At 67.1% G+C, this 20727-nt stretch carries 16 protein-coding genes; 14 read left to right on the forward strand and 2 right to left on the reverse strand.

The window, feature by feature from the left end; genetic code table 11:
* Positions 1–36: 36 nt before the first annotated feature.
* The 14 genes from DFW101_RS00320 (at position 37) to moaC (ending at position 18959) form a co-directional block, all read left to right on the forward strand.
* Positions 37–540, forward strand: a complete 504-nt coding sequence (locus tag DFW101_RS00320) for a PH domain-containing protein (RefSeq protein ID WP_009179540.1) — start codon at positions 37–39, stop codon at positions 538–540.
* A gap of 66 nt (positions 541–606) precedes the next feature.
* Positions 607–2061: a HAMP domain-containing sensor histidine kinase gene (locus DFW101_RS00325; protein ID WP_009179541.1), complete on the forward strand. Its 1455-nt coding sequence runs from the start codon at positions 607–609 to the stop codon at positions 2059–2061.
* A 1-nt stretch (position 2062) separates the two neighbouring features.
* Positions 2063–2689 carry a hypothetical protein gene (locus tag DFW101_RS00330; protein ID WP_009179542.1) on the forward strand — a complete coding sequence of 209 codons (627 nt, stop codon included), beginning with the start codon at positions 2063–2065 and terminating at the stop codon, positions 2687–2689.
* A gap of 30 nt (positions 2690–2719) precedes the next feature.
* The gene (locus DFW101_RS00335; protein WP_009179543.1) at positions 2720–4081 is read left to right on the forward strand and encodes a sigma-54-dependent transcriptional regulator; all 1362 of its coding nucleotides are present in this window, start codon (positions 2720–2722) and stop codon (positions 4079–4081) included.
* Positions 4082–4364: 283 nt separating this feature from the next.
* A complete protein-coding gene (locus DFW101_RS00340) occupies positions 4365–5015 on the forward strand; it encodes an ABC transporter permease (RefSeq protein WP_232286109.1) in 651 nt (216 codons plus the stop codon).
* A 53-nt stretch (positions 5016–5068) separates the two neighbouring features.
* Positions 5069–5809, forward strand: coding sequence for an ABC transporter ATP-binding protein (locus DFW101_RS00345; protein ID WP_009179545.1), 741 nt, complete (start codon positions 5069–5071; stop codon positions 5807–5809).
* 6 nt (positions 5810–5815) lie between these two features.
* Positions 5816–10993 (forward strand): FtsX-like permease family protein, encoded by a 5178-nt coding sequence (locus tag DFW101_RS00350; RefSeq protein ID WP_009179546.1) that lies wholly within the window; start codon positions 5816–5818, stop codon positions 10991–10993.
* Positions 10990–13056, forward strand: coding sequence for a DUF6785 family protein (locus tag DFW101_RS00355; protein WP_009179547.1), 2067 nt, complete (start codon positions 10990–10992; stop codon positions 13054–13056). Before DFW101_RS00350 ends, DFW101_RS00355 begins: the two co-directional genes overlap by 4 nt.
* Before the next feature lie 108 nt (positions 13057–13164).
* The gene (locus tag DFW101_RS00360) at positions 13165–15123 is read left to right on the forward strand and encodes an OPT family oligopeptide transporter (RefSeq protein ID WP_009179548.1); all 1959 of its coding nucleotides are present in this window, start codon (positions 13165–13167) and stop codon (positions 15121–15123) included.
* Between the two features lie 12 nt (positions 15124–15135).
* A complete protein-coding gene (locus tag DFW101_RS00365) occupies positions 15136–16536 on the forward strand; it encodes a PP2C family protein-serine/threonine phosphatase (protein WP_009179549.1) in 1401 nt (466 codons plus the stop codon).
* Between the two features lie 145 nt (positions 16537–16681).
* Positions 16682–16906, forward strand: coding sequence for a DNA-directed RNA polymerase subunit omega (gene rpoZ, locus DFW101_RS00370; RefSeq protein ID WP_009109062.1), 225 nt, complete (start codon positions 16682–16684; stop codon positions 16904–16906).
* A gap of 9 nt (positions 16907–16915) precedes the next feature.
* Positions 16916–18025 (forward strand): molecular chaperone DnaJ, encoded by a 1110-nt coding sequence (gene dnaJ / locus DFW101_RS00375; protein WP_009179550.1) that lies wholly within the window; start codon positions 16916–16918, stop codon positions 18023–18025.
* A gap of 1 nt (position 18026) precedes the next feature.
* Positions 18027–18443 (forward strand): tetratricopeptide repeat protein, encoded by a 417-nt coding sequence (locus tag DFW101_RS00380; RefSeq protein WP_009179551.1) that lies wholly within the window; start codon positions 18027–18029, stop codon positions 18441–18443.
* Between the two features lie 6 nt (positions 18444–18449).
* Entirely contained in the window at positions 18450–18959 is a 510-nt protein-coding gene (moaC, locus tag DFW101_RS00385) for a cyclic pyranopterin monophosphate synthase MoaC (RefSeq protein WP_009179552.1), read from the forward strand.
* A 263-nt stretch (positions 18960–19222) separates the two neighbouring features.
* Here moaC and hisF read toward each other — a convergent pair whose 3' ends face one another.
* Together hisF and hisH are read right to left on the reverse strand one after the other, a co-directional pair.
* On the reverse strand, positions 19223–20002 hold the full coding sequence (gene hisF, locus DFW101_RS00390) for an imidazole glycerol phosphate synthase subunit HisF (RefSeq protein WP_009179553.1): 780 nt from the start codon (positions 20000–20002) through the stop codon (positions 19223–19225).
* Between the two features lie 3 nt (positions 20003–20005).
* Positions 20006–20635 carry an imidazole glycerol phosphate synthase subunit HisH gene (gene hisH, locus DFW101_RS00395; RefSeq protein ID WP_009179554.1) on the reverse strand — a complete coding sequence of 210 codons (630 nt, stop codon included), beginning with the start codon at positions 20633–20635 and terminating at the stop codon, positions 20006–20008.
* Positions 20636–20727 lie beyond the last annotated feature (92 nt).

A 20727-nucleotide genomic window follows, 5' to 3' on the forward strand; every position in this document is an offset into this window, starting at 1 on the left:
GCGGGGGTTTCAACGTCGTTTGGGGGTGGGAGCGCCATGAGCCTTACGGGCCTCGTTTTCGAGGGAGAGGACATCCGGTACAGGACCGGCAAGCACTGGGTGGTGCTGGCCAAGGCGGTGATCCTCTTCGCCCTGGCCGTGGCCGTGTGGTCGAGCGAACCGGCCCTGCTCAAGCTCGCCCAGTTCAAGGCCCCGGAAGAACTTGAAAAATTCCTGCCGAAGATCATCGCCGCCGCCATCTGGGTCTTCCGCTACGTCTTTTTCCTCTTGCTGACGCTTCTGGCCCTGGTCCGGCTCTTTTCCTTTTTCACCCTGCGGATCGGGGTCACGGACAAGCGCCTTTTGTGCGACGACGCGCTTTTCGGCACCTTCTCCCTGGACATCGGCAAGATCGAGTCCGTCAAGTGCGAGCCCGGGGTTTTCGGCGGTCTTCTCGGCTACGGCAAGATGGTCTTGACGGCGTCGAGCAGCCAGCGGCTGGTGCTGACCAACATCCGCCGCCCCCACGCCCTGGAACAGGAACTCTTCGCGGCCAAATAGCTTTGGAGCGGCGGGGCGTCCGGCCCTTCCGGCCAGGCCCTCCCTTCCCGCCGAGAACCGCCGACCATGTATCTGTACCGAAAACCCATCAAGCACTACGGCATCCTTTTCAAGATGCTCGTGGTCTATATCGGCATCATGGTGGTGGCCTACTTCACCACCTCGACGCTTTTGATCTACATCAAGGAATCGGTCAACATCTCCCGGGACATCGTCAAGGTCCGCTTCGAGGTCCTGTCCATCTCCCAGCGGCTGGTGGACAGCTTGCTGGCCATGGAGGAGAACCAGAAGAAGTTCGAGATCCTCCATTCCGACGAGTACCGCAAAAACTTCCTGGCGGCCCTGAACGAATACAAAAATGCCATCTGGAGCATCCTGTGGTTCCGCTACGAGGGGTTTTCCGCCTGGGAAGAGCTGCATGCCGAGTTCCGCCAGGTCTTTCCCGACCTGGCCCAGGGCCGGGACCTGGCCCGGGAACCGTGGATCGACCAGGAAAAGTTGAACCAGTGGATGCGCATCGTGGTCAGCGCCCGGCAGGACAACGAACGGGTCCTGGAATCGGGCATGCGGGAGCTTTTCCGCATCAGCGAGGTGGCGGTCAGCCGGGGCGTGTCGGGCCTGGCCATTTCCATCGGCGTGGGGCTTTTGGGCATCCTTTTTCTCACCTATTCGCTCAGCCGTCCGCTTCGGGAGCTTCGAAAGGGCATCCGGGCCTACACCCGCGACGGCCGGCTGGAGCCGATCCGGGTCCTGTCCCAGGACGAGCTCGGCGAGCTTGGCGCGGCCTTCAACGACATGACGGTGCGGCTCAAGGAAGAGGAGCGGATGCGCACGGACTTCATCGACATGGTCAGCCACGAGATCCGCACGCCGCTGACCTCCATCCGCGAGTCGGTCAACCTCATGCGCGAGCGGGTGCTCGGCGAGGTCAACGAGCGCCAGAAGCGGTTCCTGGACATCGCCAGCGACGAGTTGCAGCGGATTTCCACCATGCTGACGAGCCTGCTCAAGGTCTCGAGCATGGCCTCCCAGATCGTGGACCTGTCGCCGACCACGTTCAACCCCGAGGAGCTCCTGCGCGAGACCCTGGAAAAGGCCGGCCCGGCGGCCGAGGCCAAGGACCTGCGCTTGACGCCGCGCGTCGGTCGCGACATCGTGTCCGTCATGGGGGACCGGGAGCTTCTCGGCCAGGCGCTCTACAATCTGATCGGCAATGCCGTGAAGTTCTCCCCGGTCGAACGGTCGGTGCTGGTCGGCCTGGAAATGGCCGACGGCGGCCAGAAACTCCTTTTCAGCATCACCGACGAAGGTCCCGGCATTCCGGAGGAAGAGCAGTCCCACGTCTTCAGCAAGTACTACCGGGGGGCGCGCACCAAGCGGACGACCGACGGCATCGGCCTTGGCCTTTCCATCGCCAGGACCATCGTCGAGGCCCACGGCGGCAACATCTGGCTGTCGAGCCTTCCCGGCAAGGGATGTACGTTTTACTTTACCATTCCAGTGGATGGGGCAAGAATCTGACATGGCCCACGAAGTGTCGCATCTCTACGGCAAGAAAGTGATCCAGGGCGTTTGCGGCCTGGCCCTGGCCGCCTGCCTCGGCTGCGCCCGGCACGAACCGGCTCCGGTGGCCCCGCTGCCCGAGCCGGCGGTCCCGGCGGCGGCTCCCGCGGTCGCGCCCGAGGCCCCGGCCCGGGCGGACCGGCGGCTGACGTCCTACGATCTCGGCGTGCGGGCCTATGACGCCGGCGAGCTCAAGCGCGCCGCAACCCTTTGGCGGGAAGCCGCGACCAATAATCCGGATCCGGCCGTGCGCCGCCGGGCCATGTTCGCCCTGGCCGCGGTCAAGTTGACCCAGGCCGGCAGCGAGTCCGAACTGTCGACTGCCCAGGACCTGCTCGACGCCTGGGCCAAATCCTCGCCGCCGGGCGGCAGCGGCGAGGACCCGCGCTTTCTTTTGCCCGCCTTTCGGACCTTCAAGCCGGCCTTTGCCGTCAAGGAGATGCGGACCACCCTGGAGCGCGACTGCGGCAAGAAGCTCGCCGAACGCGAGGAGCAGGTGAAAAAAAGCCTGCAGCAGCAGGTCAAGGCCCTGGAAACCATCCACCAGCAGATCCAGGAAAAGAAAAAGGGCCTGACCAATTACTAGCAACCAGCCCCAAGCGATCCCGGGACGCCCATGAAAAGCGCCGCACAGACCCGAAAGACCATCCTCGCCGTGGACGACGATCCCCACATCCTGGAGGTGCTGGAGGTGCGGCTGGTCTCGGCCGGCTACGACGTGGTCACGGCCGGCGACGGAGCCGAGGCCCTGGAGGTCCTGGCCAAGCGCCCGGTCAAGCTCGTCATCTCCGACATCCGCATGCCCGGCATGGACGGCATGCGCCTGCTCGAAGAGATGGAGCGCCGGGGCATAAGGCTCCCCATCATCTTTCTGACGGCCCACGGCAGCATCCCCGGCGCGGTCGAGGCCATCAAGCACGGGGCCGTGGATTACCTCACCAAGCCCTTTGACGGCCAGGAACTCCTGACCCGGGTGACCGAGGTCTTCGCCCGGGCGGCCGGCAACGACGCCACCCGGGAGCGGGACCTCGGCGAGTCCGGCCTGGTCGGCCAGAGCGAAGCCATGCGCGACCTGGCCGCCATGATCGAGCGGGTGGCCCCCCGCGACGTCAACGTCCTGGTCCTTGGCGAATCCGGCACCGGCAAGGAGCTGGTGGCCAACCTGATCCACCGCCGAAGCCCGCGCAAAAACGGCCCCCTGGTCACGGTCGACTGCGGCTCGACCCCGGCCGGCCTCCTGGAGTCCGAACTCTTCGGCCACGTCAAGGGCTCCTTTACCCACGCGGTCAAGGACAAGAAGGGGCTCATCGAGCAGGCCAACCAGGGCACGCTTTTTCTGGACGAGATCGGCAACATCTCCACCGAGATGCAGATCCGGCTGCTGCGGTTTCTCGAAAACCACCGCATCCGGCGCATCGGCGACGTGCGCGAGATCCAGGTCGACTGCCGGGTCATCGCGGCCACCAACGCCGACATCTTCGAGCAGGTGGCCGAAGGGGTCTTTCGCGAGGATCTGCTCTACCGCCTGAAGGTCGTGACCATCAACGTGCCGCCCCTTCGCGAGCGGCGCGAGGACATTCCCATCCTGGCCGAGCATTTCACCCGCCAGTTCTGCGCCGCCCAGGGCATGCCGCCCGTCACCGTGCCGGCCGAGACCATGGCCTATCTCATGGCCTACCCCTGGCCCGGCAACGTGCGGCAACTGCGAAACGCCCTGGAGGCCGGGGTGGTCCTTTGCACCGGCGGCGTCCTGGCCCCCAAGGACCTGCAGCTGCCGCTGGCCGGCAAGGGGCCGGACCGGGCGGGCGAATCCCTGTCCCTGGACGAAAGCGAGAAAACGGCCATCGTCCGGGCCCTGGAGCAGGCGAACTGGGTCCAGAAGGCGGCCGCGCCGCTTTTAGGCGTCAGCCGGCGGGCCCTCAACTACAAGATCCAGAAGTACGGCATCGAGATTCCCAAGCGCCGCCCCAAGAAATAGGCCCCGGCTTTCCGGCCCGCCCCGGCCGAGGTCTTGCGCCTTGGCAAGGGGCGTGCTTTCTGTCAGACACGCAAGGAAGCCCTCTTCCCCTGCCGGGGAGAGGGGAGGCACCGGCGCGGGAGCCGGAAACGGGTTTTGTCACATGCCGCACGCAAACGGGGCCAAGAAAGCCGCTTCGGGTCTTCCCACCCCGGGCCCATCGTCTTCCGGGCCTCCGTTGCCCGGCCCCCCGGCTTCCGCGAAAAAGGCCAGGATCGCCCGGCAGGTGGTCCTGCCCTTTCGCATGTCCTTGGAGATAAGCCTCAAAAGCATCCGGGTCCGGTTTTTCCGCTCCATGGTCACGGTGGCCAGCCTCGTTTTGGCCGTGGCCTTTCTGAGCTTCATCCTGTCCGGGTCCGAGGTGGCGGCCGGGCTTTTGCGTTCCGGCGACCCGGCCCTTCGCGCGGCGCTCATCGAAGCCGGGTTCGACCTGCCGGCCATGGCGCCGCCGGCCGGGCAGGCCGCTGCCGAGGCCGCCCGGCTCGGGGCCGGGCCCAAGGAGCGCTGGATCGTCATCCTGTCGCTTCTGGTCTGCACGGTCGGCATCGTGAACGCCCAGCTCATGGCCGTGACCGAGCGGTTCCGGGAGATCGGCACCATGAAGTGCCTGGGCGCCCTGGACCGGTTCATCCTGCGCCTTTTTCTGCTTGAAGCCGGGGTGCAGGGGCTGGCCGGGTCCCTGGTCGGGGCCGTGGCCGGCATTGGCGTCGGCCTGCTTGCGGGCCTTGTCCGGTACGGCACCGCGGCCGTGGCCCAGGTGTCCGTGGCCGGCCTCGGCCGGGTCATGCTGGTTTCCATGGCCGTGGGCGCGGGGTTGAGCCTTTTGGGCGTGGTCTACCCGGCGGTGGTGGCCGCCAGGATGCGGCCCGTGGAGGCCATGCGGGCCCAGGAGTGACGGAACCGGCCATTTGGGCGGCATAAGCGACCAAACGAGGGGGATGGCGGGACATGGCCGAGGCGCACAACATTGTCCGGGTATCCGGCGTGGCCAAGACCTTCACCATGGGCAGCCAGGTGGTGACGGCCCTTCGCGGCGTGGACCTGACCATCAGGGCCGGGGAATACCTGTCCATCATGGGGCCGTCGGGGTCTGGCAAGTCCACGCTTTTTAACATGATCGGCGGCCTCGACAAGCCCTCTTCGGGCAAGGTCTTCATCGACGAGGTGGACATCGCCCAGCTCGACGCCTACGAGCTGGCCTGGCTGCGAAACCGCAAGATCGGCTACATCTTCCAGACGTTCAACCTGATCCAGGTCATGACGGCGCTCGAAAACGTCACCCTGCCCATGACCTTCGCCGGCGTGTCCCAGGACGAGGCCGCCGAAAAGGGGCTCGGGCTCCTGGCCCTGGTCGGGTTGCGCGAGCGGCACGCCCACAAGCCCCAGGAGCTTTCCGGCGGCCAGCAGCAGCGGGTGGCCATCGCCCGGTCGCTCGCCAACACGCCGGCCATCATCCTGGCCGACGAGCCGACCGGCAACCTCGACCTCACGACCGGCGAGGAGATCATCACGCTCCTTAAGCGCCTGAGCAGCGAGCGCGGGGTCACGGTCATCTCGGCCACCCACGATTACAAAATGCTCAACGTCTCCGACCGCGTGGTCTGGATCCGGGACGGCCGCATCGACAAGATCGAGGAACGCGACCAGCTCAACATTTCCGTCGGAACCATCGGGACCAAAGAGGAATAGGCCGGCATGCAGGACGCCAGCACTCCCTTCGTCCGAAACGCCCGCCTCGCGCGCCTGGGGGCCTTTTTTCTGGCCTTGGCCGCCTGTGCCGTCCTGGTCCTGTGGGCCGGGCCGGCCGTGGCCAAGCGGACCAGGGCCGGCGCCGCCGAGGCGGCTGGGACGGCGGACCCGGCCGGGGCGGCCCTGGCTGCGGCCTGGCTGGCTGCCCCGGACGGCGAGGGGGCCTTCGAGCGCACGGTCGCGACCGGACTGGCCGGCCTGGGCGGCCGGCTGACGGGCACGGCCGGCTGCCGCACGGCGGCGGACGCGGTGGAGGGCTTTTTCCGGGGGCTCGGGGCGGGCGAAGTGGGGCGGCTGTACTACCAGGTGCCGGTCATGGCCCACGGTCCGGCCGCCCTGGCCGTGTCCGGTGGCGCCCCAGCGGCCGTGGCCGGTGGTGGCCAAGCGGCCGTGGCCGCTGATGGACAACCGGCCGTGGCCGCTGATGGGCAGTCGGCCGTGGCCGTTGATGGACAGTCGGCCGTGGCCGCCGGTGGTCAGTCGGCCCTCGCCCCGCTGGCCTTAAACGCCCTGACCCCCGGGGCCGTGCCCCCGGCCGGCCTGACCGGACCGCTCGTCTGGGCCGGCGGCGGCGAGTACCGCGATTTCAACGGCAAACTCCCGGACGGATCCATCGTGCTCATGGACCTGGCTTCGGGACGCAACTGGCAGGCCGCGGCCGAACTCGGGGCCAAGGCCCTCGTCTACATCGATGCGGGCGGCCCGGACCAGCCGGCCGACGCCGGCCGGTTCCGGGACAAGTTCGAACTGACCCCGGTCCGGTTCCCGAGGTTTCTGATGACGGCCGCGGCGGCCCGGTCGCTGCTCGGCGACTACGCCTCCCTCTCCGGCGATCCCGGCGGACCCGTGGCAACGCTCACGGCCCGGGCCGCCTGGGAGCCGGCCGTGGCCAGCAACGTGCACCTCCTTTTCCCCGGCACCGACCCGGCCCTGGCCGGCGAGCTGCTCGTCATCGAGGCTCCCTACGACGCCACGGCTTATGCCCCGGGCCACGCCCCCGGCGCCGACGAGGCCGCCTCGGTGGCGACGCTTTTGCACCTGGCCCGCCGGCTGGCCGCCACGCCGCCGGCCCGGCCGACGCTCCTGGTCGCCACCTCCGGCCATGCCCAGTCCCTGGCCGGGCTGCGCGAATTCTACGCCGCCCTTCGGGCCAAGGGCAAGGACCTGCGCGGCCAGGCCCGGGAACTCAAAGACGACATCCAAAAGATCGACGACACCCTGGCCGGCCTCGGCCGCCTGGGTGCGGCCGGCGTCTCCGGGCTCCGCGGCCAGGCTCCGTCGTCGGACCAGGGGGCAGGGCCGGCGCCCCTCGACGCACCCGGCGTCCGGGCCGCCCTGGTCGAGAGCCTCAAGGACGAAGTGGACGGCGTCACCACCCGGCTCATGCGCCTGCGCCTGGCCCCGGGCGAAAAGGACGCGGCCGCCATCGAGGCCCTGGCCGCGCGCCAGGCCGGGCTGCGGCGGCTCATGTGGCGCGAGGACCTTGCCGCCATCGCCCCGGGCGAGGCCGCCGAACTGCTGGCCCTCATCCCCTCGGCCACGGCCCGGCTCCGGGCGGCCAGGGCCTCGGCCGAGGCCGAGGAGCGGTGCGTAGGCAGCGCCCGGGACCTGCGCAAGCTCGTCGGCGACCGGGACATCGTGGCCCAGGCCTCGCTGTTCCTTTCCAGCCACGGCGACGGGGTGGGAAGCTTTTCGGAGGGCTTCGCCTTTGATGTCAAACCCGACGTCAAGCCGGGCCAGGCCTACGGCCGCATCAACCGGTCCCTGGCCCGCGCGGCCGAAGAGGCGGCAAGCGCCGGCGGCCTGCCGGCCGGCTACTACCGCGACGGCATGCGCGAGGACCGCCAGCACCCGTGGCAGGGGCTTTTGCCCGACCGGCCGCCCCTTGGCGGCGAGATCGGCAACATCGCCGGCGTCCTTGGTCTGACGCTCGCGACCACGGGCGATGCCCGGCTTCTCTGGGGCACGCCGGCCGACACCCCGGACCGGGTGGATTTCGCCGCTCTCGGCCGCCAGGCCCGGTTCGTCTCGGACGTCGCGGCCGCCATGGCCTCGCCCGGGTTCGAAGTCGGGGAGAAGCGGCCGCGAAACGTCTTTTCGACGCTCACCGGCCGGGTCAACTTCATTCGCCAGGGTGAGCTTTTCCCCGAGCGCCCGGCCCCGGGCACCGTCCTTTGCGTCTACCAGGGCAAGACCCGGTTCTACGCCGTGACCGACGCCAAGGGGGGCTTTCGGGTCCAGGGGCTGGCCAACAAGAAGTATGTGCTCGACAAGGCCGTGATCGAGGGCTTCCGTTTCGACCCGGACACCGGTGCGGCCGTGTGGGCCATCGACAAGAAGCAGACCGGCAAGGACGCGTATCGGGTCAAGATGAACCGCAACGCCATGGAAACCGACCTGATCATGTTCGGCTGCGAGCAGACCTCGCTTTTCTCCGCCTTCGACCCCCGGACCTTCCGCTACTTCACCCGCATCGACCTGCTCGACGCCCGGCGCGAGGCTCCGCCCATGCGGTCCTGGTTCAGCCGCCTGGACACGCTCGATTCCACCATCGTGTCGCTTTTCCTCGAACCCGGCACGCCGTTCAAGGCCATCCTGTCCGATACCGTCCTGGCCCGAAAGCTTATCCTGCTCAATGCCACGCCCAGGGACCCGGCCGGCACCGGCTATCTCATCGACGCCTGGCCCGTGCTGCCGGTGACCGAACTCCTCGGCGCCAGGGACATGTGGGAGCTGTTGCGGCCGCGCGTCAAGAACCTGGAGGACCACGGCATCGTCAGCCACCGCATCCGCGACATCGAGGAGCGCGGCCGGGCCCTCTACGCCAAGGCCGTGGCCGACGGCGAGGCCCGGCGCTACGACGCCATGGTCGCTTCCGCCCGGTCGAGCTGGGGGCTGGCCGTGCGGGTCTACAACGACGTGGAAAAGACCCAGCGCGACGTGCTCCTGGGCGTCCTTTTCTACATCGCCCTTTTCATTCCCTTCGCCTACTGCGTGGAGCGGGTGGTCTTCAACTTCGCGGACATCCACAAGCGCATCGCGGCCTTTCTCGGCATCCTGGCCGCGGTCATCGCCGTGGTCTACGAGGTCCACCCGGCCTTCAAACTGACCTACAGCCCGCTGGTGGTCATCCTGGCCTTTTTCATCCTCGGCCTGTCGGTCATGGTGGCGCTCATCATCTTCATGCGCTTCGAGCGGGAGATGACGGCGCTCCAGCGGCGGGCCTCCCACGTCAAATCGTCCGAAATCGGCGGCATGCGCGCCTTTGCCGCCGCCTTCGTCATCGGGGTCAGCAACCTGCGCCGCAGAAAGGTCCGCACCGCGCTCACCTGCCTGACGCTCATCATCCTGACCTTTACCATCATGAGTTTCACGAGCGTCAAATCGAGCCGCGAGGAGGGCGCGGCCAAGTTCGCCGACGTGGCGCCCTACCGGGGCGTGCTCCTTAAAAACGTGGGCTGGCGTACCCTGCCGCCCGAGGCCCTGTCCGTGGTCCGCGACGCCTACGCCGGCAGCGGCGACGTGGTGGCCCCCCTGGCCTGGCTGGAGTTGCCGGAAAAGACGCTTTCCCCGGCCACCAGCATCCGGGCCGGCGGGAAGGCCGAAACCGTGCAGAGCTTTCTGGGCCTTTCGTCCGAGGAACAGCAGATCGGCCGGCTGCGCGGGCTTTTGACCGCCGGCCGCTGGTTCGCCCCGGGCGAGCGCGACGCGGTCCTGCTTCCGGGTCCCATGGCCGAGCGCCTGGGGGTCGGGCCCGGCGACACGGTCATCTTTTTCGGCCGGCCCTTCACCGTGGCCGGGCTTTTCCGCAAAAACGCCCTGGATGAGCGGGTGGACCTGGACGGCGAATCCGTGACCCCGGTGGTCTATCCGTCGGAAGCCTCGGTCGAGGTCTCGGAAGCCGAAAAGGAGGCCGCGGACACGGGCGAGGACATCAAGACCACCCAGAGCCGCTACCAGCACATCGACGACGACCTGACCGTGGTCGTGCCCTACGAGACCCTGGTCGGCCTCGGCGGCCAACTCAAGTCCGTGGTCGTTGCCCCGCCGGCCGACCGGCTGGCCATGGGCAAGGTGCAGGCCGACGACGGCTCGGCCATGGCCGGGGCCCTGGCCGACCGGTTCGGCCTGGCCGTCTTTTCCGGACAGCCGGGCGGGGTCTTCGTCTACCATTCCGGCGACGCCCTGGGCTATGCCGGGGTGCCCAACATCCTGGTGCCCCTGGTCATCTCGGTCCTCATCGTCCTTAACACCATGATCGGCGCGGTCTACGAACGAAAGCGCGAGATCGGCGTCTATACCGCCGTGGGGCTGGCCCCGTCCCACGTCTCGTTTCTCTTCATCGCCGAGGCGCTGGCCTTTGCCGTCATCAGCGTCGTCCTTGGCTATCTGTTGGCCCAGATCTCGGCCGGACTTCTTTCCGGCACCAGCCTCTGGGCCGGCATGACGGCCAACTATTCCTCCATGGCCGGGGTGGCGGCCATGCTCTTGGTCATCGGCGTGGTGCTCCTCTCGGTCCTCTACCCGTCCCGGGTGGCCAGCCAGATCGCCATCCCGGACGTCAACCGGTCCTGGTCCCTGCCCGATCCCGTGGACGGGACCATCAAGACCCGGCTGCCGTTTCTGGTCCGGGTCCGGGAACAGGAGTGCGCCGGCGGGTTTCTTTTCGACTACTACCGGACCCACCAGGACGTGTCCCACGGCCTCTTTGCCACGGCCGACGTGGACTACGTGTTCGAGTGCCCCTGGGACGGGCCGGGCGCGAACCCGCATCCCAAGGAACGCCATCCGGAGTTCTGCGACCTCAAAGCCTGCATGCGGCTTTCGGCCACGGTCTGGCTGGCGCCCTTTGATTTCGGCATCAAGCAGGCCGTGACCATCTATTTTATTCCGGCCGAGGAGACGCCCGGCTACATGGAAATCGATGTGGAACTGACGCGCCAGGCCGGCGAGGCCGGCATGTGGAAGCGGCTCAACAAGGGCTTTTTAAACGACCTGCGCAAGCAGCTTTTGATCTGGCGGTCCCTTGAGGAATCCGTGCGCACGGCCTACGAGGACAAGGTGGTCAACGACTACAACGCCAGGCTCCACGACGGCCGGCCGGCGGGGGAGGAGCGGGCATGACGGCTCCCCACATGCCATCCGAGACGGCATCCCAGGCGGCTTCCCAAACGGCTCCCGGGGCGCCTTCCCGCCCGGCCTCCCGGCCGGTTCCCCGGCGGATCCGCAAGCGGGCCGTGGGCCTTGGCCTCGTCCTTGGCCTGGCTGTCTGCGCCGTCACGCCGCTCAACAACCTCTACTACGGCGCGACCCCCCTTGGCGGCGGCCATTTTCCCCTGGCCCCGTTTTTCCTGCTGGCCTGGCTGACCCTGCTGGCCGCCGGCCTCGGCCGTCTGGCGCGCGGCCGGGCCGTCCTGTCCGGCACGGACCTGCTCGTGTGCTGGATGCTCATGGTCGTGGTCTCGGGCGTGGCCCACACGGGGCTGGCCCGGACCTTTTTCATCAACCTGACCGCGCCGCTGCATTTCGCCAGCGAAGGCAACCAGTGGAACGCCGTGCTGGCGCCGCTTCTGCCCAAGGGCTGGTATCCGACCGATCCCGAGGCCGTGGAGACGCTTTATAGCGGCCTTGCCGGCGGCTACACCATGGGCTGGGGCCAGGTGCTGGCCGCCATTCCCTGGGCGGCCTGGGCCGGTCCCCTGGCCGTGTGGGGCGTTTTCATCGGGCTTTGCTATTTCGTGCTCCTGTGCCTGACCAATCTTTTCGCTCGGCAGTGGATCTCCAACGAGCGCATGAATTTTCCGCTCCTGCGCCTGCCGGAGATGCTGACCGACGCCGTGGACCAGGGCGGGCTGGCCGCTTTCCTGACCGACCGGTTCCTGCTGTCGGGCCTGCTTGTAAGCGTGCTCCTCCACACCATAAACGGCATTGGTTTCTACGACCCGTCGGTGCCCCAGATTCCGACGCTGATCCTGGCCGGGCCGTATTTTCCGAAAACCGGGCTTTTTTCCGGGTTCACCAAGCTCAAGATCTACTTCTATCCGGCCTTTGTCGGCTTCGCCTATCTGACGGCCCGGCAGATTTCCTTGAGCTTCTGGGTGTTTTTCCTGGGGGGCGGCCTTTTTTACGGGTTCTTGGAACTGATCGGCCAGCAGGTGCCGTCTTCGGCCCTGGGCGTCACCTTCGGCCCGACCCTGACCACACCCGAGGAAACCCAGATGCTCGGGGCCTACGGCGTCTTTTTCCTGTTCCTCCTGTGGCTGGCCCGCCACCATCTATGGGAAACGGCCCGGGATGCGGCCCGGTTCCGGCTGCGGCCGGCCGACGAGGCCGAGTGGGTGGGGGCCCCCACCTCCCTGTGGGGGCTTTTCCTCGGCGGCGCGGCGCTGACCGCCTGGAGCGTCTCCTTTGGCATGCCGCTCTTCCAGGCCGTGCTCCTTTTGGGCACTTTTTTCATGGTCATGCTGGTGGCCAGCCGCATCATCTGCCAGGGCGGCATCGCCTATTTCACCCTGACCGCCGCCCCGACCGACGGGTTGCTGGCCTTTCTCGGGTCCGGGTTTTTGAGCCGCATGGCGCTCCTTATGGCCGCGGTCATGCAGAAGATGCTTTTCGTCGACCTTCGCGAATCGCTTTTGCCGTCGCTTTTCCACGCGGCCAAGGTGGGGGAGGGCAGGCGCCCCAAGCCCCTCTATCTGGCCGCCATCCTCGTCGCCCTGGGGCTGGCCGTGGTCGTGTCGTTTGCGGCCATGCTGGCCGTGTGCCACAAGTACGGGCTTCGCGACCTGCAAGTGGACTGGGAGACCCAGACGGTGAGCTCCACCTACGAGAACGTCCAGCGCCTGATCGAGGCGCCGGCCGGGGCCAACAAGGTCATCATCGGCTACACCATCCTCGGCGCGGCCGTCATGTTCGCCCTGGTCGTGGCCTACCAGCGGTTCTACTGGTGGCCGATCCACCCCATCGGCTACCTGACCATGTATTCCTCGGCCATGCGCATCATGTGGTTCTCCTTTTTCCTGGGGTGGCTCTGCAACCACCTGACCCTGCGCTACGGCGGCATCGTGCTCATGAAGCGGGTGCGGCTCCTTTTCGTGGGCCTTATTCTTGGGGATTTCCTGATGGGCGGGGTGTTCGCGCTCATTGGCCTGTGGACCGGGCAGAGCTATCTCGTGCTGCCCAACTGAGCACGAGGCGCCGACAGGACGGGGGGACCGGGGGGAATGATTCCCCCCGGCGGGGTCCGGGGCGGAGCCCCGGTTTCCTGCACACGAACACGACACCAGGACGGGCCGATGTACGACGACAAAGAGTTGGCCGAATACCGGGACCTGCTCCCGGCCCCCACCCACTTCGAAGAGGGCTTCGACTGGAAGACCATCGTCGGCGCGGTCTTCATCGGCTTTCTCATGATGCCGGGCAGCATGTACCTGCAACTGGTCATCGGCACGGGCATCGGCCCGGCCGCCCGGTGGGTCACCATCATCCTCTTCGCCGAGATCGCCAAGCGGGCCTACACCGAGCTCAAGCAGCAGGAGATCTTCCTCCTCTATTACATGGCCGGCGCGGCCATGGCCTCGCCGTTTCACGGCCTGCTCTGGAGCCAGTACCTGGTCCAGTCCGACGCGGCCAAGATGCTGGGCCTGACCGACCTCATCCCGACCTGGATCGCGCCTGGGCCCGAATCCGAATCCCTGGTGGCGCGCACCTTTTTCCACCGGGACTGGCTGGTGCCGATCCTGCTCCTGGTCGGCTCCCAGATCGTGCAGCGCATCGACCACTTCGGGCTTGGCTACGCCCTCTACCGCATCACCTCCGACGTGGAGAAGCTGCCCTTTCCCATGGCCCCGGTCGGGGCCCTCGGCACCATGGCCCTGGCCGAATCCACCGAGGACAGAAAGACCGGCTGGAAGTGGCGGGTCTTTTCCATCGGCGGCATGATAGGCCTGGCCTTCGGGGCCGTCTACGTGCTTTTCCCCGTGGTCTCGGGTCTGGTCTTCACCGAGCCGGTCAGGCTCCTGCCCATTCCCTGGGCCGATTTCACCCGCAACACCGAACAGTGGCTGCCGGCCGTGGCCACGGGCATCCAGCTCGACCTGGGCCTGGTCTTCACCGGCATGGTCCTGCCCTTCTGGGCCGTCATCGGCGGCCTGGCCGGCCTTGCCATCACGTTCGTCGCCAACCCCATGCTCTACCAGCACGGCATCCTCCACCGCTGGCGCCAGGGCATGGGCACGGTGGAGACGGTCTTTGCCAACAACTTCGACTTCTACATGTCCTTTGGCATCGGCCTTGGCCTGGCCATCGGCGTCATCGGCGTGTGGCAGGTGGCCAAGTCGCTTCGAAAGGGCGGGGTGGGGGGCTCGGCCTACAAGGCCCTTTTCACCACCAACAAGGTGCGCGGGGACATCAACTTCTGGGTTTCCATCGCCATCTACGTCTTTTCCACCCTGTCCTACGTCGGCATGTGCCTCTTTCTCGTGCCCCAGTTCCCCTGGCTCTTTTTCGTGCTCTACGGCTTCCTCTACACCCCGGTCATCTCCTACATCACGGCCCGGATGGAGGGCATCGCCGGCCAGTTCGTGAGCCTCCCCCTGGTGCGCGAGGCCAGCTTCATCGCCGGGGCCCGGTTTTTCGGCTACCAGGGCATCGAGATCTGGTACGCCCCCATCCCCATCCACAACTACGGCAAGGCGACGGTCGATTTCCGCGAGATCGAGCTGACCGGCACCAGCCTTCGCGGCATCATCAAGGCCGAGATCGTGGTCTTCCCGGTGGTCATGGTGGCAAGCCTGCTTTTCTCCCAGTTCATCTGGCAGCTGGCCCCCATCCCCTCGGCCAGCTACCCCTACGCCCAGGAGCTGTGGCACCTGCAGGCCCTCAATACGCTGCTCATGCAGACCTCGACCCTGGAGGGCAATTCGCTCTTTTTTCAGGCCCTAAACGGCTGGTACGTGACCGCAGGCATCGGCCTTGGCCTGGTCACCTACATCTTCCTTATGATCTTCGGCCTGCCCGTGCTCCTGGTCTACGGCATCGTGCGCGGGCTCGGGCAGAGCGTGCCCCATGGGCTCATTCTCGAAGTCGTGGGCGCGCTCCTTGGCCGCTACTATTTCCTCAAGCGCTACGGGAAGCGGTGGCGGCAGTACGCGCCGGTTCTCCTGGCCGGGTTTTCCTGCGGCATGGGCCTTATGGGCATGTTCGCCATGGGCGCGACCTTGATCCTCAAATCGCTTGGCAAGTTGGCCTATTAGCCGGGGGCTGCCGTGGAAGACGACCTGTCGATCCTCATAAGCCTGCTCCAGAGCGTGTGCGTGGTCATGGTCCTGGCCTACGTGCTGGCCCGGACGCGGCTTTTCGCCCAACTCCTCGACGGCCGGCGCACGCCCGGGAATCTGGCCGCGGTGATCGTCCTCTTCGGGCTTTTTTCCATCTACGGCACCCTTTCCGGCATCCCGCTCCTCGGGTCGGTGATCAACATCCGCGACCTCGGCCCGGCCCTGGCCGGCCTGCTGGCCGGTCCCCTGGCCGGGCTCGGGGCCGGCCTGATCGGTGGAGCCCACCGCTACACCCTGGGCGGCCCGACCTGCCACGGCTGCGTGCTCTCGACCGTGGTGGCGGGCCTGGCCGGCGGGCTGGTCAACACCCGGCTTCACGGCCGGCTGCCGTCCACGGGCCAGGCCGCGGCCCTGGCCCTCGCCATCGAGGCCTTCCACATGCTGGCCGGCCTGGCCCTGGGCCAGCCCTTTGACACGGCCCTGGCCGTGGTCCGGGCCGCCGTGGTGCCCATGCTCGTGTCCAACGCCGCCGGCATGGCGGTCTTCGTCTGCATCATGCGAAACGTCATCGAGGCCCGGGACACGCGGCGGGCCAAGGAGGCCATCGAAGGGGAACTCCGTGTCGCCCGGGACATTCAGATGGGCATCGTGCCCCGGATCTTCCCGGCCTTCCCGGACCGGCCGGAAGTCGAACTCTTCGCCGTCCTCGACTCGGCCAAGGAAGTGGGCGGCGATTTCTACGACTACTACGCCCTGGACGCGGACCGGATCTTCCTGGTCATCGGCGACGTCTCGGGCAAGGGCGTGCCGGCGTCGCTGGTCATGGCCGTCACGATGACGCTTTTCAAGGCCTATGCCCGGGCCAACCGGAGCCCGGCCGAAGTGGCGGCCCGGGTCAACGCCAAGCTGGCCGAGGGCAACGACACCGGCCTTTTCGTCACCGCCTTTTGCGCCGTGCTCGACGTGCGCACCGGCTCCCTGCGCTACGCCAACGCCGGCCACAATCCGCCGGTGGTGCTGCGGGCCTCGGGCGAGTCGGGATTCTTGCCGCGCCAGGGCGGGCTGGTCCTCGGAGCCATGCCCGAGTACGCCTACCGCACCGGCAGCCTGACCCTGGACCCGGGCGACACCCTGGTCCTTTATACCGACGGCGTGACCGAAGCCATGGACGCGTCGGACACGCTTTTCGGCGAAGCCCGGCTGCTTGCGGCCTGCCTGCCCGAGCGCCGTCGGGCCCCGAAAATCGTGGTCGAGGCCGTGATCGCGGCGGTGCGGGCCTTTGCCGGGACCGCTCCCCAGTCCGACGACATCACCCTGCTGGCCGTCCGCTACCAGGGAGGAGGCGCCCCCACCTTGCCCCTTGACGCAGTCGCGGGTCTTGGAATATAAACTTCGGTTTCGCGTTGGGTCGTAGCGGCCCGGTCGTGTCCGGCGCCATGGGGTCTGCCCTTGACTCCGGAAAAAAACGTCTTACCAGGGTGGCGAACTCCAATCTGGTCGGCGCCGCACCCTTCCAACGCGCAAGGAGAAACGCATGGCGCGCATTACCGTCGAAGACTGCCTGGAAAAAATCAACAACCGTTTCCTCATCGTGCAGATGGCCATCAAGCGTGTGCACCAGTACCGCGAAGGCTACGAGCCCCTGGTCGAGTGCAAAAACAAGGAAGTGGTCACCGCCCTTCGCGAGATCGCCGCCGGTGAAGTGTTGCCGAGCGAGCCCATCGTCGAAGCGGGCGTGCTGCTGCCCGAAAACGAATAGCTGGACACAATGCCCCGGGATTACTACGAAGTTCTCGGCGTTGAGCGGGACGCCGACGATGAGGCCATCAAGAAGGCCTACCGCCAGCTGGCCTTCAAGTTCCACCCCGACCGCAACCCCGACGATCCCGAGTCCGAATCCAAGTTCAAGGAAGCGGCCGAGGCCTACGAGGTGCTGCGAAACCCCGAGACCCGGGCCCGGTACGACCGGTTCGGCCAGGAGGGGCTTGGCGGCAACGGCTTTGGCGGATTCAACTCCACCGACGACGTTTTCAGCGCCTTTTCCGACATCTTCGGGGAGTTTTTCGGCTTCGCCGGCCGGACCTCGCGCGGTCCGCGCCCCCAGTCCGGAAACGACCTGCGCTATGACCTGACCGTCTCCTTCCGCGACGCCGCCAAGGGGACCGAGGTCACGCTCAAGATCCCGAAAAACGTGCAGTGCCACGTCTGCGACGGCTCCGGAGCCGAGCCCGGCACCGCGCCCGAGACCTGCAAGCAGTGCGGCGGCTCGGGCCAGGTGGTCCAGAGCCAGGGCTTTTTCCGCATCGCCGTGACCTGTCCCGTCTGCCGGGGCGAGGGCCGGGTGGTCACGTCGCCGTGCAAGGAATGCCGGGGACGGGGCGTCACCCGCCAAGTCCGGGAGCTCAAGGTCCGGGTGCCGGCCGGCGTGGACGACGGCAGCCGGCTGCGGCTTCGCGGCGAGGGCGAGCCCGGGCTCCACGGCGGGCCGCCGGGCGACCTGTACGTCATCCTGCGGGTCGAGCCGGACAAGGTCTTCGAGCGCCAGGGCCAGAACCTGGTCCTTCGGGCCGACATCAGCTTCGTGCAGGCGGCCCTTGGTCACAAGATCGAGGTGCCGACCCTGGACGGGCACGAGATGATGGACATCCCCAAGGGCACGCAAAGCGGCGAGGTCTTCTCGCTTCGCGGCCTGGGGCTGCCCGTGCCGGGATCGAGCCGCAGCGGCGACCTCTTGGTCGAGGTGACGGTGCTCACCCCCAAAAACCTGACCAAGAAGCAGGAAGAGCTTTTGCAGGAATTCGAGAAGCTCGACGAGCAAAAGCCCATGAAGAAGGTCAAGGATTTCTTCCGTAAAGCCAAGGAAGTCATGGGGAACTGAGATGGGAACACTTTTGCGCTTCGCGCCTCTGGCGCTGGCCCTGACCCTGGCCCTGCCGGCCCTGGCCCTGGCCGATCCGACGCTCGACTACCGGGACGGCGTGGCCGCCGCCACCAAGGGCGACATGGACACGGCCATCGCGGCCTTCACGCGCATCATCGACGCCGGCGCGGGCATCGACCCGAAAAACCTGGCCAGCGCCTACAACCTGCGCGGCATGTGCCACGACGCCAAGAATGAGACCGAAGCGGCCATCGCCGACTACACCAAGGCCGTGGAGACCGATTCCAAGCTGGCCGAGGCCTTCGGCAACCGGGCCATGGCCTACATGAAGCTCGGGCAGGTGGACAAGGCCAAGGCGGACGCCACGTCGGCCAAGCGCATCGACCGCAAGGTCAAAGTCCCGACCTTCGAGTAGGCCGCCATGAGCGAAACCTTCACCCATATCGACGCCGACGGCCGCACCCGCATGGTCGATGTCGGGGCCAAGTCCAAGACGCGCCGCCTGGCCATTGCCGGCGGCGAAGTCCGGCTTGCGCCCAAAACCATGCAGCTTTTGGCCACCGCCGCCCTGCCCAAGGGTGACGCTCTGGCCACGGCCAAGATTGCCGGAATCCTCGCCGCCAAGCGCACGGCCGACCTGATTCCCCTGTGCCATCCGCTGCCCCTGGCCTTTGCCGACGTCCGGTTCTTCGTGGACGAGGCCGCGGCCATCGTCCGCATCGAGGCCGAAGCCTCGACCACGGCCGAGACCGGCGTGGAGATGGAGGCCCTGACCGCCGCCTCGGTGGCCGCGCTCACCATTTACGACATGTGCAAGGCCGTGCAGAAGGACATCGTCCTCGGCGAGATCCGGCTCCTCTTCAAGTCCGGCGGCAAGTCCGGCACCTACGTCGCCCCCGAATGGCCCACGGACCGCCCGTTGCCGGCGTGATGAAGATTAAGATGCCTCCGGCGGCCGGGGGGCACACCCCCCCGGACCCCCTGAATGGGCAAGGTGATTTTTCCGGTGGCGCATGGGCTGGGAAGAGCAGCGGGAATAGAAAAGCCCGGAAGCAATTGCTTCCGGGCTTTCATATTTACTGAGACGGACGACGTCCCGCAGCTTTACCCCCTTTGAACCATCGGGGGGGTCCGGGGGGAATCATTCCCCCCGGCCGCCGGAGGCATCTTTTCTTATCTTATCTTATCTTCTTCCTACCACACGCTGCGTACTTTGACGCCGCGGGCGGCCATGTGGTCTTTGCACTGCTTGATGGTGTACTCGCCGTAGTGGACGATGGAGGCGATGAGTGCGGCCGAGGCTTTGCCGGTGGTCACGGCGTCGGCCATGTGGTCGGGGTTGCCGGCACCGCCGGAGGCGATGACCGGGATGGTCACGGCTTCGCAGATAAGGCGCGTCAGCGTCAGTTCGTAGCCCGTCTTGGCCCCGTCGGCGTCGATGGAGTTGCAGCAGATTTCCCCGGCCCCGAGCGCCTCCACGGTCTTGGCCCAGTCGATGGCGTCGAGGCCCATGGCCTTGCGGCCGCCGTGGATGACGATTTCGTAGCCGGACGGGATCTCTTTGGACACGGGCACCTTTTTGACGTCCATGCCGACCACCACGCACTGGGAGCCGAAGGCGGCCGCGCCCTGGCTGATGATGTCCGGGTTTTTGACGGCCGCGGAATTGACCGAGATCTTTTCCGCGCCGGCCAAGAGCACCGCCCGCATGTCCTCGACCGTGGAGATGCCGCCGCCGACCGAGAAGGGGATAAATATCTCCCTCGCCACCTTGTCGACCACATCGAGCATGATGCCCCGGCCTTCGCTCGAAGCCGTGATGTCGTAAAAGACCAGCTCGTCGGCCCCGGCCTCGTAGTAGAGGCGGGCGGTCTCGACCGGGTCGCCGATGTCCACGTTGCCCTTGAACTTGATGCCCTTGGTGAGCTTGCCGTCGCGGACGTCCAGGCAGGGAATGACGCGTTTGGAGAGCATGGATCAGGCCTCCTGGCAGTAGGCGGCGAAATTGCGCAGCAGGGACAGGCCCGGCCGGCCGCTTTTTTCCGGGTGAAACTGGACCGCCCAAAGCCCCTTGCGGCCGTGCACCGAACAGAACGGCAGGCCGTAGACCGTGGTGCCAAGGACGTATTCGTCGGCCGGCACCGGGTAGTAGCTGTGGACGAAATAGAATTCCGCTTCGGGCGCGATGCCGTCGAAGAGTTCGCACGGCGCCTTGAGGGCCACCTGGTTCCAGCCCATGTGCGGGATGCGGATGGGGATGCCGTCCTCGTCGGTCAGGGCCGGGGTGAACATGGCGCACTGGCCGGGCACGATGCCAAGGGCCGTGGTGTCGTTCTCGGCGCTGTAGTCGAGGAGGATCTGGCAGCCGACGCAGATGCCGAGCAGGGGCTTTCCGGCCGCGACCTGCCCGGTCAAGACGGCGTCGAGCCCGGTGGAGGTCAGCTCCAGCATGGCCTGGCCGGCCGCGCCCACGCCCGGAAAGATGATGCCCGAGGCGTCGGCGAGGATCGACGGATCGGCCGTGATGCGGCACGGGATGCCGAGGTGGGTCAGGGCCCGTAAAACGCTCGTCTGGTTCCCGGCCTTGTAGTCCAAAATGGCAAGCATGGCGTCTTTCTCCTTGGCCCCTTGCCTCCGGCGGCCAGGAGAGGCGCTGCCTCTCCTGGACCTCTCCGCCGGGGGGGATCATCCCCCCCGGA

The sequence above is a fragment of the Solidesulfovibrio carbinoliphilus subsp. oakridgensis genome (assembly GCF_000177215.2).
Classification (GTDB): domain Bacteria; phylum Desulfobacterota; class Desulfovibrionia; order Desulfovibrionales; family Desulfovibrionaceae; genus Solidesulfovibrio; species Solidesulfovibrio carbinoliphilus.